Source organism: Mesorhizobium sp. NBSH29, from assembly GCF_015500055.1.
Classification (GTDB): domain Bacteria; phylum Pseudomonadota; class Alphaproteobacteria; order Rhizobiales; family Rhizobiaceae; genus Neomesorhizobium.
Genome location: NZ_CP045492.1, coordinates 959,566 through 973,643, shown reverse-complemented (window position 1 = coordinate 973,643; position 14,078 = coordinate 959,566). Strand labels below are relative to the sequence as shown.

The following is a 14,078-nucleotide window of genomic DNA, read 5'->3' as shown; positions in this document are numbered from 1 at the left end:
GGCGCTTACTGAACAGAGCCCACTAGCGGGCTTTCCCCGCCCCGTATGGAAACCCAACGACCGGTATGATCCGCGGCCTGCCGCTTAAGGTAGCGGTAGCCAGTCTCTTCCCAAGGACGGACGTCGTCGTGCAGATTGTCCAATATGTAATCGCCCTTGTCAGTCCTCACGGTCAACACTGCGTGGCCCTCGCCATCGGTCTTGCGCACCACGGTTATAAGAAGGTCTGCGGTCGAAACTCCAGATTTCATCAGTATCCGGCGTTTCTCAAGAACATAGTCCTCACAATCGCCGTACTCGCGAGGGTACGTCCAGACCTCATCCTTGCCATAGAGGTCAATGTCGTTCATCGGCTTGATGGCGGCATTAACTGCAAGATTGACGCTGGTGAGTTGGCGAAGAAGTGCGGCGCTCATGCGCGCGGGCTCTAAGTCGACCGAGCGTATGGAACATTCGGCAGGCCGGGACTTACAAAATTCGAAATGGCCGATCGGCTGCGATGTGAGCCCGCCGGTTTGCATCGGAGCAGCGTAGGCGACACCACACACCGCCAAAGCGGCTAGGACGCTTCCTGTACCTGCCGCAATTTTTTTCCCCCAGGAGGAAACCATCAGCCGTCCCCGATACCTTTTTTTATTAACAAAAGGTTAAGGTCGACTGATGCCTGATGTCAATTCAAGCGTGGCAACGATCGTCTGGAATGGTTACTTCCTTAGTGCGCGTTGCGCAGTGGTAACACCGGATCACTCCTGCACACGGCCTACGGCTTGGCGGAATGCACGATGCGGGGGCGCGCCTGCTTGCGGGAACTTCTCGAATGCGCCGCCATGAAATCAACGATGCGTGGCACAATCTCCTTGCGGAACCGCGAGCCGTTGAACACACCGTAGTGGCCGACAGAGGGCTGCAAATAGTGTGAGCGCATCGATTGGGGAATGTTGACGCACAGGTCATGAGCGGCTCGCGTCTGCCCTATGCCCGAAATGTCATCATTCTCTCCTTCGATTGTAAGCAGAGCCACATTGCGGATTGCTGCGGGGTCAACATTTTCCGCGCGATGCATCATGGTTCCGTTTGGCAGCGCCTGACGCACAAACACGGTATCCACCGTCTGAAGGTAGAACTCGGCCGTCATGTCCATGACCGCGAGATATTCGTCGTAAAAGTCGCGATGCTTTTCCGCGCTGTCGCCATCATCCTTGACGAGGTGCATGAAAAAATCTTTATGCGCCCCTAAATGGCGATCAAGGTTCATGCTCATGAAGCCGGACAATTGCAGGAAACCGGGATAGACGTCACGCATGTAGCCTGGATTAGGCCACGGCACCTGCATGATGACGTTCTCGCGAAACCAGTCGATGCCTTTCTCCTGGGCGAATGCGTTGACCGCCGTTGGGCTCTGTCGCGTATCAATCGGTCCGCCCATCAATGTCATGCTTGAGGGAGCAAACTGGTCGCCGCGTGCTTCCATCAGGGCCGCTGCGGCGAGCACCGGAACCGAGGGTTGGCACACAGCCATGACATGGGTGTCCGGCCCAAGAAAATGAAGGATGTCTATAATATAGTCGATATAGTCATCAAGATCGAAACTGCCGTCGGTTACCGGCACCTTGCGCGCATCGGTCCAGTCCGTAATGTAAACATCAGCGTGCGGGAGCATCGCCTCGACTGTTCCCCGGAGAAGGGTCGCATAGTGGCCCGACATCGGTGCCACGATCAGCAATTTCGGTTCGGTCCCCTTTTCACATTGAGCGCTTCGCTCAAAATTGATCAGCTTGCAGAATGGCTTTTGCCAAACCGTCGTTTCGGTCACTTCGACGGATTGGGCATTGGCTGTCGTCTCGTCCAGGCCGAAAACCGGTTTGCCGTAGCGACGCGTGGTGCGTTCGAAGAGTTCTGCGGCAGCGGCGGCCGACCGCCCCCAGGCAGTGTGAGAAACTGGATTGAGTGGATTGCTGTAGAACAGCCGCATAGCATCAGCGCAGACTCGCACTGGCTGCAGCGAGGCATGACTCAATTCATAGAACTGGTAGAACATCAGGAACCTCGTCGTGGCGGCGCATGTTGGGCTGCCATCTTGCTATGCAGCAAAACTAGGGCTGTAATTGCTGCAATGCAATAGAGCCGTCATCCGACTGTCGCATAGAAGTGTCCGGCGTTTTGACGAAGTACCTGTTGTCCCGCGTCGCTTATGCTCCTTCGACAAGCACAATTTCGCCATCAGCGCATTCATGCCTGATAGACTTCGCGACCTGATATTCTGGCGAGTTATAGCAGGCCTTGGCGCTTTCGAATGAAGCGAACTCAATGATCACATTCCTTGCACGGTGTGCCCCTTCGACGCCCTCGGCACTACCGCCGCGTGCAAGAAATCGGGCGCCGAACTGTTCGAAAGCCGGCTTGGCAGCGGCGACATAGTCTTTGTAGCGCTCAGCATCGCGTATATCGACTCGCGCAATCCAATAACCCTTGGCCATATTCTACCCTACACCGCCTCTTGAGATAACGCGGCGCTCATCTCGGCTAAAATGGCGAGAGCCGCCGCTTTACGGTCTTCAGCGCCTATAATAGGACGCCCCACCACCAAATGGCTGGACCCTGCACGAACCGCTTCGCCAGGCGTCATGACACGCTTTTGGTCGCCGCGCTGCCCCCCTTCGGGACGGATGCCCGGAGTCACCACGGCCATTTTGTTGCCCACAATCTTGCGGACTGCCGCCGCTTCCGAGGCAGAGCAGACTATGCCGCCCATCCCAGCGTGAAGCGCCTGTTCAGAACGGCGTAGAACGAGGGTGTGAGGGTCATATTCATATCCCGCATCGATTACGTCCAGTTCATCCATTGAGGTGAGCACGGTGACCCCAAGAAGGCAAAGGCTGCTGCCTTTTGCCGCCGCTACTGCGGCACTCATCGCCTTTGGATAGGCATGGACCGTGAGCATCGAGACGCCCATCTTAGCTATGTTCTCAACGCCTCTGGATACTGTGTGATCTATGTCGAGCAGCTTCATATCGAGGAATACTTTGCTGCCGCTGCTGGCCAACTCACGCGCGAAATCCAGGCCGCCCGCAAAGGCCAACTGGTAGCCAATCTTGAACCAGGATACAGTCCCCTCGAGGGCGCTGACAACTGTTTCGGCTTCGCCAAGAGTTGGAACATCGAGGCCGACGATCAGCCGATCGCGCATCGCATCACTCATGCAAGGCCTGCCCTTTCGAAGATTTCTACCTGTGTCCAATCGCATAAAAGACGCCGCTGGGAAAGGCTGAAGGCGAAGATGCATCCCCCACCTGCATGCTGGTCCTGAGACCGCGAGACTTGAAACCCGCCGAGATGACACTTGAGAAGCGTTCCTACGCCCCCATGTCCGACAAATGCGATATCACCCGCGCTGTGGTGCTGAAGCGCGCTTTCGACGCGTTCGACAATGCGATTTTGTGCGTGTCTGGCGGTCTCCCACCCGCGATAGCTCTCGTCTGGATGGGCGAAGAACCAATCGGCGGCCTTCTCGAACCGGTCTGGTGGCAAAAAACCGGTGGCCTCGCGGTCATTTTCGCCCATTTTTGCATCAGTTGTGATTTCGCAACCTGCTTGTTGGACCAAAATTGCAGCACTCTCTAGCGCCTTGCGCTCGGCGCTAGAGAATATCGCGGCTAGCGACGCCACCCAAGGGCGTCCTGTCACTGCTGCGAGCCTTTCGCGTCCCAGATCGGATAGGCTCCAATCCGGGACAGGAATTGACGGATCGATATTGACCTGGGGATGGGTGAGATAAAAACCGATCATAGCTGGGTACGGGTAGAGAGCATCTGTGCCCGCTCAATAAGTGTCCGACACACCTTGCCAAGCGATTTTCGCAGATGGTCATCCTTCAATGAGCCGTCCTCCTCAAAAGCCTCCTGAGCGCGTGGCACCGAAAGTTGAGGCGTGATCACTTCCACTTTGCAGTGCAGCAGTACGGAACGAAGATGATAGAGGCCGCGCACGCCTGCGAATGCACCATCGGAAGAGGAGCAGAGCGCGGCAACCTTGCCCTCGAAAGGCGCGAAGGGTTTGCCGGCTTCCTTGCGAATGCGGCTTACCCAGTCGAGGCAATTCTTGAGCAAGGGCGGGATCGAGGAATTGTATTCCGGGCTGGCAACTAGCATTCCGTCATGGGCCGCGATTTGCCGACCGAGCCTATAGGCATTGTCGGGTATGCCCTCTTCTGCCTCCAGATCCTGATTCAAGATCGGCAGTGGGTAGTCGCCAAGCGAAATTCTCGATATTTCGGCGCCCTGCTCGGCCAATTCTTTCATTGCCGCGTCCGCCGTCTTACCGCTCAACGCGCCGGTGCGGATCGAGCCTGCGAATACGAGAATTCTGGCTGCCATTTTCCTCCCCTTCAACCGAGCTCAGGCTTGCAGTGGGCGGCGATAGATCCAGAGCTGCGTAGGCGGAATGTTGCGGATGATGAAGTCGAAGTGCTTCACCGTATAGTTTCCGCGTCCAGGTGGAATCGGTGACATAGGACCATAGGTGATCTGAATCACTGGACGACCAGCGGGAAGGCGGTTCAGCAAGCTGTCGAGATATCGGACCCGGTGTTCGACCGGGAAGTTAAGCAGCGGAACTGCCGAAATGACTGAATCGAACTGGAGCTCGCCTTTTTCGCCCAGCGACGCATCCAGATCGAACGCATCGCCCTGAATAACGTTGACGCCCGGAAAGCGGCCACGCAGATGGGAAACAAATTCCGGGGAGTATTCCACCGCATAGAGTCTTTCGGGGGCGATCCCGCGGGCGAGGATTGCCTTGGTGATGACACCTGTGCCCGGGCCGACCTCAAGAATCGGCAAACCCGAATCAGGGTCGACGACAGACGCCATGCGACGCGCGGCGACGGAACTTGTCGGCACGATGGAGCCAACGGCCTTGGGCTTGTCGATCCACCCCTTGAAGAAGCGAAGTTCTTCGTCGAATTTTGAGGCGAGCGATTTACGCAAACCCGTTCCTTCAGCCATGGATGTCCCTCCGTTCAGCCAGTGGCATCAAGTCTATTACGCCAGACTTTGACCTAAGCAAGTCAAAACGGCCCAACAGCCACCGCAACTTCGTTTTTTCCCGGTAATCATTCGCTGAAGGATTCGAAAAAAACTTTCATTCGCGAGAAAAAGCCGCTGGATTGAGGACTATTGTCCTTGGATGACAGCTGTTCAAACTCTTCCAGCAATTCACGCTGCTTGCGCGATAGGCTCTGAGGAGTTTCGACCGCCACCTGAATGTAAAGGTCGCCGATATTGGGTTGCCGCAGAACCGGCATGCCCTTGCCCTTGAGTCGGAACTGACGACCGTTCTGAGTGCCCTCTGGAACTTTCACACGGGTCTGCGTTCCATCGAGCGTGGCCACTTCGAACTGGCCGCCGAGCGCTGCCGTCGTCATCGCGATCGGTGCTTTGCAATAGAGGTCCGCGCCATCGCGCTGGAAGAACTCGTGCGGCTTGACCGACAAGAAGATATAGAGGTCTCCTGGGGGAGAGCCGCGCATGCCGGCTTCGCCTTCATTGGCTAGGCGGATACGCGTACCGTCTTCGATGCCAGCCGGTATATTGACTGAAAGCGAGCGTTCCTCTGTGACCCGACCTTGGCCCGAGCATTTCGGGCACGGATCCTTAATCGTCTGACCTCTTCCGTGGCACTGCGGGCAGGCCCGTTCTATTGAAAAGAATCCTTGTGCCGCGCGTACCCGACCGGCACCCGCGCACATGGAACAATTGACTGGCTGAGTGCCAGGTTTCGAGCCGGATCCCGAACAATCCGTGCACGATATGGACGCCGGCACGCGGATCTGCGCCGTCTTCCCGGCGAAAGCCTCTTCGAGTGTGATTTCCATATTGTAGCGCAGATCGGCTCCACGCTCGCGACCACCTGATGAACGGCGCTGCCGCCCGCCCATCATGTCGCCAAAAATGTCTTCAAAGATATCCGAGAAGCCACCGCCGCCAAAGCCTTGGCCACCGCCGTTCATACCGCCCTGCTCGAAAGCAGCGTGGCCGAAACGGTCGTAGGCCGCACGCTTCTGGGGGTCCTTTAGCGTTTCATAAGCTTCGTTAATTTCCTTGAACTTGTGTTCACAGGAATTGTCACCCGGATTCCGGTCCGGGTGGAACTGCATGGCGAGCTTGCGGAAAGCCGACTTGAGCTCCTTCTCGTCGGCACCCTTCTGGACCCCCAGCGTTTCGTAGAAATCAGCTTTCATGTCGTCCCGTGCGCCAAGTTTTTGGCCCATCATTTCTCATGTGGGCAGGCTTCGATACAGCTGGCATCCGATTTAGTAGGCCTCAGTAGCCGATTCCATAGTCGAAGCGATTATACCTGCAACTTTTCCGCTTTCAGGCGAAGTATTGCACGCAGGAAGTCCGATATGCGCCTTTAAACAAAAGCCCGGCGCAGTGCACCGGGCTTTTTCTTTCAAAGAACTGATCAGGCCGACTTTTTCTTGTCGTCGTCCTCGTCGATTTCTTCGAAATCGGCATCGACCACGTCGTCGCTGTCCTTGGACGCATCTGCTGCGGCATCGGCTTCGGCGGTCTCTTTCTGAGACGACTCATACATTGCCTGGCCAAGCTTCATCGACGCTTCGGCGAGCGCCTGCGTCTTGGCCTCGATCTCCGCCGGATCCTCGCCCTCTGTCGCCGTTTTCAAAGCGGTGATGGCTTCGGAGATTGCTGTTCGGTCCCCCTCCGAAACCTTATCGCCATATTCTTTCAGCGACTTTTCAGACGAATGGGCTAATGCCTCGGCTTGGTTGCGTGCATCGACCAAGGCTCGGCGCTTCTTGTCCGCCTCGGCATTCGCTTCGGCATCCTTCACCATATTCTCGATGTCGGCGTCGGACAGGCCGCCGGATGCCTGGATTCGGATCTGGTGCTCCTTACCAGTACCCTTGTCCTTGGCCGAAACATTGACGATGCCATTGGCGTCGATGTCGAAGGTGACTTCGATCTGCGGCACTCCGCGTGGTGCAGGCGGAATGCCCACGAGGTCGAACTGGCCGAGCGCCTTGTTATCGGCGGCCATCTCTCGCTCACCCTGGAAAACCCGGATCGTCACGGCTGACTGAGAATCTTCCGCCGTCGAGAACACCTGGCTTTTCTTGGTTGGGATCGTGGTGTTGCGCTCGATCAGACGCGTGAACACACCACCCAGCGTTTCAATGCCGAGGGAAAGCGGGGTCACGTCGAGAAGCAGAACGTCCTTCACGTCGCCCTGTAGAACGCCGGCCTGAATCGCGGCACCAAGCGCCACAACCTCATCAGGGTTCACGCCCTTGTGTGGCTCCTTGCCGAAGAATTTTTTGACCACTTCCTGAACCTTGGGCATGCGCGTCATGCCGCCCACCAGAACCACTTCGTCGATTTCGCCTGGCTTGAGGCCGGCATCCTTGAGCGCTGCCTTGCAGGGCTCAATGGTACGCTGCACCAGATCATCGACCAATTGCTCGAACTTCGCGCGGGTGAGTTTCATGGTCAGATGCTTGGGACCCGACTGGTCTGCAGTGATGAACGGCAGGTTGATCTCGGTCTGGGCCGACGCTGAAAGCTCGATTTTCGCCTTCTCAGCAGCTTCCTTGAGGCGCTGCAGAGCAAGCTTGTCGTTCTTCAGATCTATGCCCTGTTCCTTCTTGAACTCGGCTGCGAGATATTCGACGAGACGCATGTCAAAATCTTCACCGCCCAGGAAGGTGTCGCCATTGGTCGACTTCACCTCGAACACGCCATCGCCGATCTCCAACACGGAGATATCGAAGGTGCCGCCGCCAAGATCGTAGACGGCAATGGTCTTACCTTCCTTTTTGTCGAGGCCATAGGCGAGGGCTGCCGCTGTCGGCTCGTTGATAATGCGCAGTACTTCCAGACCAGCGATCTTGCCGGCATCCTTGGTGGCCTGCCTCTGCGCGTCGTTGAAATAAGCTGGGACCGTGATGACAGCCTTTTCGACCTTCTCGCCGAGATAGGCTTCCGCTGTCTCCTTCATCTTCTGCAGGATCATGGCCGATATCTGCGAAGGCGAGTGCTTGTTGCCTGTGGCTTCTACCCAAGCGTCGCCGTTGTCGCCCTTGACGATTTTGTAGGGGACCAACTTCTTGTCTTTTTCGGTGACCGGATCGTCATACCGGCGCCCGATCAGGCGCTTGACCGCAAAAATGGTGTTTTCGGGGTTGGTAACGCCCTGGCGCTTGGCTGGCTGGCCAACGAGGCGCTCTCCTTCACTCGTAAAGGCGACGATGGAAGGGGTGGTGCGTGCGCCTTCCGCGTTTTCGATGACCTTCGCATCTTTGCCATCCATGACGGCGATGCAGGAATTGGTCGTTCCCAAATCGATACCGATTACTTTAGCCATGTTCATTCTCTCCACTAAGCAGACTGTCAGGACCCGATCAGGCGTTCCAGAGACAGCCCCTGTTCACACATGAAATCTCACGAATTTGCCGGTGCTCCGGCTCTCCTCGCAAGTGTGCGGCGTATATAAGAAGGCCCTTTCCGACACGCAAGGCATATCCGCTGTGGATACGCTCGGCTATTTGCAATCATATTCGGTCTGAGGTCGGATTCCGCGGGGATTTATCAACTTTGGCCCAAATGAGCATGACGGCACACGCGGAGATCATCACTGCGGTTGTGTTCCCGCGATATCCGGATAATCCTTGAAAGCTGATTTCGACGATGATTGGACCGGCATGCACGGAACTACTTCACGACACATGCGCCTGACCCAAGCGCATGTAGCAAAGCTTACCCAAAAATTCGACGATCCGGGGTTTATCGCGCTGCCAGGATACCGGGTGGCGACCGATTCGGATTATCAAAGGGTCGTCGCCGAACTGGTCGCAGAAACCCCCGGCGATGGATTTTGGGTGTTTGCCTATGGGTCTCTGATCTGGAACCCTGCCTGCGCCTTTGTTGAACAACGGATAGGCGTCGTACATGGCTGGCACCGTGCCTTCTGTCTTGGGTGGGATCAGCGGTTTCGTGGCAATCCCGAAGCGCCGGGGCTGATGCTTGCCCTTGATCGCGGTGGGCAGTGCCGCGGAGCGCTCTACAGGCTGCCCTCCGAAGCGCTGGCCGAAAACCTTGACCGCCTGGTTCGTCGCGAGATGAGCATGGTGCCCAGCGCGTTTCCACCGCGTTGGGTGACGGTTAAGACCGGCACCGGCCCGGTTCGGGCACTTACCTTCGCCATGAACCGCAAAAGTGGGCGCTATGTCAGCGGCCTTCCGATGGAGGAGCTGGCTGCCGTTCTTGCCTGTGCATGCGGCCACCGCGGATCAATGGCTGAGTATCTTTTTTCCACGGTCAGCCACCTTGAACAGCTCGGCATCCATGACCGACATCTTTGGGCCCTGCAGGACCTTGTTGCCCGACACATTGAAGAACAGCACGGCCTCTGAGCCCTGCTGTAAGAGCTCAAAGATATTCCCAGCCATCATGTTCTCCCGCGCGAAAGATGGCGTCGATCATCTTCTGGTTTTTGACCGACTGCTCGAGCGGGAAGACATCATCGCCGCCGCCCAGCGCCGCTCGTGCAAAAGTTTCGACCTCAAGACAATATTGGCGCGTGCCGGGAAAGCGAAATACTGTTGCCTCGGTGTGGGTTTGGTTATGCAACTCCACCCGAGAATGCTCGTAATCGCCTGCATTGAACGGCCCGTGCACCTCGATAAAACCGTGCTCGCCGTGGAAAACCATGAACTGACGTAACGCCATTTGAGTAGAGCAATAGAATGTGAGGTCGAAATCGCCAAAATCGGCTTTCACGCTGGAGTAGGTATCGGTGCCAAACTTCTCGTCGCGTTCAACCGTGGCCTGAATGCGTACCGGCTCTTTACCAGTCACCATTCGGGTAGCAACGCTTGGATAGACGCCGATATCTGGTAGCGCGCCGCCGCCTAGCGAAAGCTGATTGCGCATGTTCGATGGATCAACATTAAAGTAAGAGAACGCGCCTTGCACGTGGCGCACCCTGCCGATAGCGCCAGCAGCGATGAGCTGGCGCACCTTGATCCATTGCGGATGGTAAAACACCATGAAGGCTTCGCAGATCAAAACCTTGTTGCGGTCGCGTGCTTCGATTATTTGGGCAATGTCTGCGGCCTGAAGAGCAATCGGCTTTTCACACAAAACATGCTTTCCGGCATTTGCAGCCTTCAGTGTCCATTCCACATGCTGCGATGTCGGGAGCGGGATGTAGACACCGTCAACCTCATCAGAGGCCAGAAGCTCCTCATAGGAGCCAAAGGCATGCGGCGCACCAAAGCGATCTGCAAGCGCACGGGCTTTGCTCAGTTCACGGCTGGCAATCGCGGTGATAACGCCATTTTCTGCATCTGCAATCGCAGGCAATAGCTGTTCACGGCCAATCTTTGCCGTCGACAATACACCCCATCTGAACATGCTCATCCCCCTCAGTTTTTAATCGCGAACTTTTCAGGCTCGCAGCACACCGCCGGTCTGCTTTTTGACGTTGTCGATGATACGCGTTGCCAGCGCCTCGAAATCCTCATCGGTCAATGTCTTCTCGACAGGCTGAATTGATACTTCAATGGCCACCGATTTTTTGCCTTCGCCAAGGGACGCGCCCTCGAACAGATCGAAGACGGATACAGAAGTCACAAGCTTCTTGTCAGCACTCAGCGCTGCCCGAACGAGAGGGCCGGCTTCCACCGAACGGTCAACCACAAAGGCAAAGTCGCGCTTCACTGTCTGGAGGCTCGAAAGTTCCAGCTTGGGCTTGGTGCGTGTTGGTTTGGCTTTCGGCTCAGGGATGGCATCAATGAAAATTTCAAAGCCACAGAGCGGCCCGCTCACATCAAGGAGTTCCAGCGTCTTTGGGTGGAACTCACCAAAGGTGCCGAGCAGCACTTTGGGCCCGAGCTTGATGCTGCCTGAACGGCCAGGATGATACCATTCTGGACCACCTGCTTCGATCTGCAGTTTGTCAACTGGCGCACCACATGCTTCCAGCGCCGCCAGCGCATCTGCCTTGGCGTCGAATACGCCGACCACAGAACCGTTGCCGCTCCAATGCCTGCCTGAGCCATCTGCCTTTGCGGTGCCGCGCCTGACGCCTGCCGCAACCCTGCGCTGTGCTTCAGGCGTATCGCCTTCATAAGTTCCGGAGACCTCAAACAGAGCCACATCACCAAAACCGCGATCAACATTACGTTGAACGGCTGAAAGCAAACCCGGCAGCAAGGACGGACGCATGTCCGACATGTCGGCAGCAATTGGATTGGCAAGCCTCAGCGCAGGCTGGCCACCGGCAAATGCCTGAGCGTGTTTCGCGGAAATGAATGACCAATTGATGGCTTCCATCAAACCGCGCACGGCCAAGGCACGTCTTGCAGACCGCGTGCGGATCTGAAGTGTTGTCAGCACCTTGGTGCCCACGCCTGCAAGCGCTGGCAGCGGTTGCGGTTCAATCGCATCAACGCCATGCATGCGCATGACCTCTTCAACGAGGTCGGCCTTGCCATCAATATCGGGACGCCAGGAGGGAACTGAAACACGCACCTCGTCGCCTGAACCGCTGACCGTGAAGCCAAGCCGGGTCAATATATCAAGACTTTCTTGTCCTGCGACCTCAAGGCCGGTCAGACGTTTCACCTCGGCCAATGGGAATTTTACAACTTTCGGGGTGTAGCCTGCATAGCCAATGATTTGAGCTTCACTTGGCTGGCCACCACAAAAATCCGTGACGAGCTTTGTCGCGAGTTCCAGTCCAGGAGCCATCATTTCGGGGTCAACGCCGCGTTCAAAACGATAGCGTGCATCGGTGATGATGCCGAGTTCGCGGCCTGTGCGAGCAATGTTCATCGGCTCCCAGAGCGCGGATTCAATCAGCACATCAGTTGTGGTTTCATCGCAGCCAGAATGCGCGCCACCCATGATACCGGCAATAGATTCGACACCCTTGTCATCGGCAATCACACACATTTCTGGCGTCAGCTGGTATTCGCGCCCGTCCAGAGCCAGCACTTTCTCTCCCGCAGCAGCACGGCGCACGGTGAGATTGCCGGTGACCTTTGCAGCATCAAACACATGCAGCGGGCGGCCCTGATCAAAGGTCATGTAATTGGTGATATCCACCAGAGCATTGATGGGGCGCAGGCCAATGGCAAGCAATCGCTGCTGCATCCATTTAGGGGACGCACCATTCTTGACACCGCGCACGAGACGCAATGCGAAGCCGGGGCAAAGCTCTGGCGCATCTATAGAAACCGTCACAGGCATCTGCCCGCTGGCAACACTCTTTTCCACCTGCGCAAGCTTCAAGGTGCCGAGGCCAGAGGCCGCCAGATCACGTGCAATGCCATAGACACCCGTTGCATCTGGATGGTTCGGGGTCAGACCGATCTCGATGAGCGGATCGTCCAAATGGGCATAGCTGGCATAGCTGGTGCCGACCGGCGCATCTGCGGGCAGATCAATAATACCATCATGTTCATCTGAAAGCTCCAGCTCGCGCTCGGAGCACATCATGCCGTGGCTTTCGACGCCGCGAATTTTCCCGATAGCCAAAGTAACGTCGATGCCCGGCACATAAGCCCCCGGTGCCGCGAACGCACCAATTAGACCGGCACGCGCATTGGGCGCGCCGCACACGACCTGAATGGGTGCCTGCCCATTGCCAATATCCACGCTCAGCACGCGCAGCTTGTCGGCATCAGGATGTTTTTCAGCCGTCAGAACTTTTGCGATGACGAAAGGTTTCAGGCTCGATTTGTCATCGACAGATTCAACCTCGAGACCGATCGACGTCAGCCGTTCAACAATTTGATCCAGCGACGCATCGGTTTCGAGATGATCTTTGAGCCAGGAGAGGGTGAATTTCATTCTTTAACTCTGTCTTTTAGCGGACTGTTCTGAGGGACATCCGGTCGTCTGCGTTCACTGGCTCAGCCCGCCAAACAGGCTTGGCATGTCGAGCGGGCGGAAACCGTAATGCGAGAGCCAGCGCACATCTGCATCGAAGAAGGCGCGCAGGTCCGGCATGCCGTATTTCAGCATGGCGATGCGGTCGATGCCCATGCCCCAGGCAAAGCCCTGATATTCGTCAGGGTCCAGCCCGCCGGCGCGCAGCACATTGGGGTGCACCATGCCGCAGCCAAGAATTTCCATCCAGTCATCGCCCTCGCCGAAGCGCACTTCGCCGGGCTTTGAGCGGTCGCACTGAATGTCCACTTCAAGGCTTGGCTCGGTGAACGGAAAATAGCTCGGGCGAAAACGCATTTTCAAGGATGGAACCTCGAAGAAGGCCTTGCAGAACTCTTCCAATACCCAGCGCATATTGGCGACATTGGCAGTCTTGTCGATCACCAGCCCCTCGACCTGATGGAACATTGGGGTGTGGGTGGCATCCGAATCCATGCGGTAGGTCTTGCCGGGAATAACAATGCGGATTGGCGGCTTTTGCGTTTCCATGGTGCGGATCTGCACGGGTGATGTGTGCGTGCGCAGGACCTTTGCGGCGGCGCCTTCTGCTGCCTGCAAGAAAAACGTGTCGTGCATTTCGCGCGCCGGATGACCTTCGGGGAAGTTCAAAGCGGTGAAATTGTAATAGTCTGTCTCGACATCCGGGCCTTCGGCAATGGAGAAACCCATATCGGCAAAGATAGCGGTAATTTCATCAATCACTTGGCTGATGGGATGGATACGCCCGCGCTCTGCCGGGGCTTGGCGAAGTGGCAAGGTGACGTCTACTTTTTCGGCAGCCAATCTGGTGGTTATGGCCGCATCGCGCAGTTCATTTCGGCGCACTGTCAGCGCCTCGGTGATGCGGTTCTTAAGACCATTGATCACCGGCCCCTTAACCTGCCGGTCTTCGGCACTCATTGCGCCAAGAGTTTTCAGCATTTCGGAAACCGAACCCTTTTTGCCGAGCGCTGAGAGACGCACAGCCTCAATCGCTTGCTCATCGCTTGCAGCGGTGATTTCGCTCATCAGGGAAGTTTCAAGGATATCAAGTTCGCTCATCATGTCTCTCAACGTGGCTAGCTACGCACAAAAGCAAAAAACCCGCGCCAGCCGTGCCAGCGC

General features: G+C 56.6%; 13 protein-coding genes. 1 reads left to right on the top strand and 12 read right to left on the bottom strand.

The features are described 5' to 3' along the window. Positions 1 to 5: 5 nt before the first annotated feature. From GA830_RS04770 to dnaK, 9 genes are all read right to left on the bottom strand, one after another. The gene (locus GA830_RS04770) at positions 6 to 611 is read right to left on the bottom strand and encodes a transglutaminase-like cysteine peptidase (protein ID WP_195163956.1); all 606 of its coding nucleotides are present in this window, start codon (positions 609 to 611) and stop codon (positions 6 to 8) included. Between the two features lie 149 nt (positions 612 to 760). Then, positions 761 to 2,038 carry a polyhydroxyalkanoate depolymerase gene (locus GA830_RS04765; RefSeq protein ID WP_195163955.1) on the bottom strand — a complete coding sequence of 426 codons (1,278 nt, stop codon included), beginning with the start codon at positions 2,036 to 2,038 and terminating at the stop codon, positions 761 to 763. Positions 2,039 to 2,189: 151 nt separating this feature from the next. Further along, positions 2,190 to 2,477, bottom strand: coding sequence for a DUF1330 domain-containing protein (locus tag GA830_RS04760; protein ID WP_195163954.1), 288 nt, complete (start codon positions 2,475 to 2,477; stop codon positions 2,190 to 2,192). An 8-nt stretch (positions 2,478 to 2,485) separates the two neighbouring features. Beyond that, positions 2,486 to 3,199 carry an orotidine-5'-phosphate decarboxylase gene (pyrF, locus tag GA830_RS04755; RefSeq protein WP_195163953.1) on the bottom strand — a complete coding sequence of 238 codons (714 nt, stop codon included), beginning with the start codon at positions 3,197 to 3,199 and terminating at the stop codon, positions 2,486 to 2,488. Further along, complete coding sequence (locus GA830_RS04750; RefSeq protein WP_195163952.1) at positions 3,196 to 3,786, bottom strand: histidine phosphatase family protein; 591 nt, start codon at positions 3,784 to 3,786, stop codon at positions 3,196 to 3,198. Before GA830_RS04750 ends, pyrF begins: the two co-directional genes overlap by 4 nt. Further along, positions 3,783 to 4,373, bottom strand: coding sequence for an NADPH-dependent FMN reductase (locus tag GA830_RS04745; protein WP_195163951.1), 591 nt, complete (start codon positions 4,371 to 4,373; stop codon positions 3,783 to 3,785). The genes GA830_RS04750 and GA830_RS04745 overlap by 4 nt, the downstream gene beginning before the upstream one ends. Before the next feature lie 21 nt (positions 4,374 to 4,394). Beyond that, positions 4,395 to 5,003: a phospholipid N-methyltransferase PmtA gene (gene pmtA / locus GA830_RS04740; protein WP_195163950.1), complete on the bottom strand. Its 609-nt coding sequence runs from the start codon at positions 5,001 to 5,003 to the stop codon at positions 4,395 to 4,397. A 107-nt stretch (positions 5,004 to 5,110) separates the two neighbouring features. Continuing rightward, the gene (gene dnaJ / locus GA830_RS04735; RefSeq protein ID WP_195164771.1) at positions 5,111 to 6,238 is read right to left on the bottom strand and encodes a molecular chaperone DnaJ; all 1,128 of its coding nucleotides are present in this window, start codon (positions 6,236 to 6,238) and stop codon (positions 5,111 to 5,113) included. A gap of 224 nt (positions 6,239 to 6,462) precedes the next feature. Then, positions 6,463 to 8,382: a molecular chaperone DnaK gene (gene dnaK, locus GA830_RS04730; protein ID WP_195163949.1), complete on the bottom strand. Its 1,920-nt coding sequence runs from the start codon at positions 8,380 to 8,382 to the stop codon at positions 6,463 to 6,465. A 304-nt stretch (positions 8,383 to 8,686) separates the two neighbouring features. Here dnaK and GA830_RS04725 point away from each other — a divergent pair, with 304 nt between their 5' ends. Continuing rightward, a complete protein-coding gene (locus tag GA830_RS04725; RefSeq protein ID WP_258045560.1) occupies positions 8,687 to 9,430 on the top strand; it encodes a gamma-glutamylcyclotransferase in 744 nt (247 codons plus the stop codon). A 16-nt stretch (positions 9,431 to 9,446) separates the two neighbouring features. Here GA830_RS04725 and GA830_RS04720 read toward each other — a convergent pair whose 3' ends face one another. From GA830_RS04720 to pheS, 3 genes are read right to left on the bottom strand one after another with little or no spacing between them, the layout of a single operon-like run. Continuing rightward, positions 9,447 to 10,433, bottom strand: coding sequence for a Gfo/Idh/MocA family protein (locus GA830_RS04720; protein WP_195164769.1), 987 nt, complete (start codon positions 10,431 to 10,433; stop codon positions 9,447 to 9,449). A gap of 33 nt (positions 10,434 to 10,466) precedes the next feature. After that, positions 10,467 to 12,875 (bottom strand): phenylalanine--tRNA ligase subunit beta, encoded by a 2,409-nt coding sequence (gene pheT, locus GA830_RS04715; protein ID WP_195163948.1) that lies wholly within the window; start codon positions 12,873 to 12,875, stop codon positions 10,467 to 10,469. Between the two features lie 54 nt (positions 12,876 to 12,929). Beyond that, positions 12,930 to 14,015 (bottom strand): phenylalanine--tRNA ligase subunit alpha, encoded by a 1,086-nt coding sequence (gene pheS, locus GA830_RS04710; protein WP_195164768.1) that lies wholly within the window; start codon positions 14,013 to 14,015, stop codon positions 12,930 to 12,932. Positions 14,016 to 14,078: the final 63 nt, after the last annotated feature.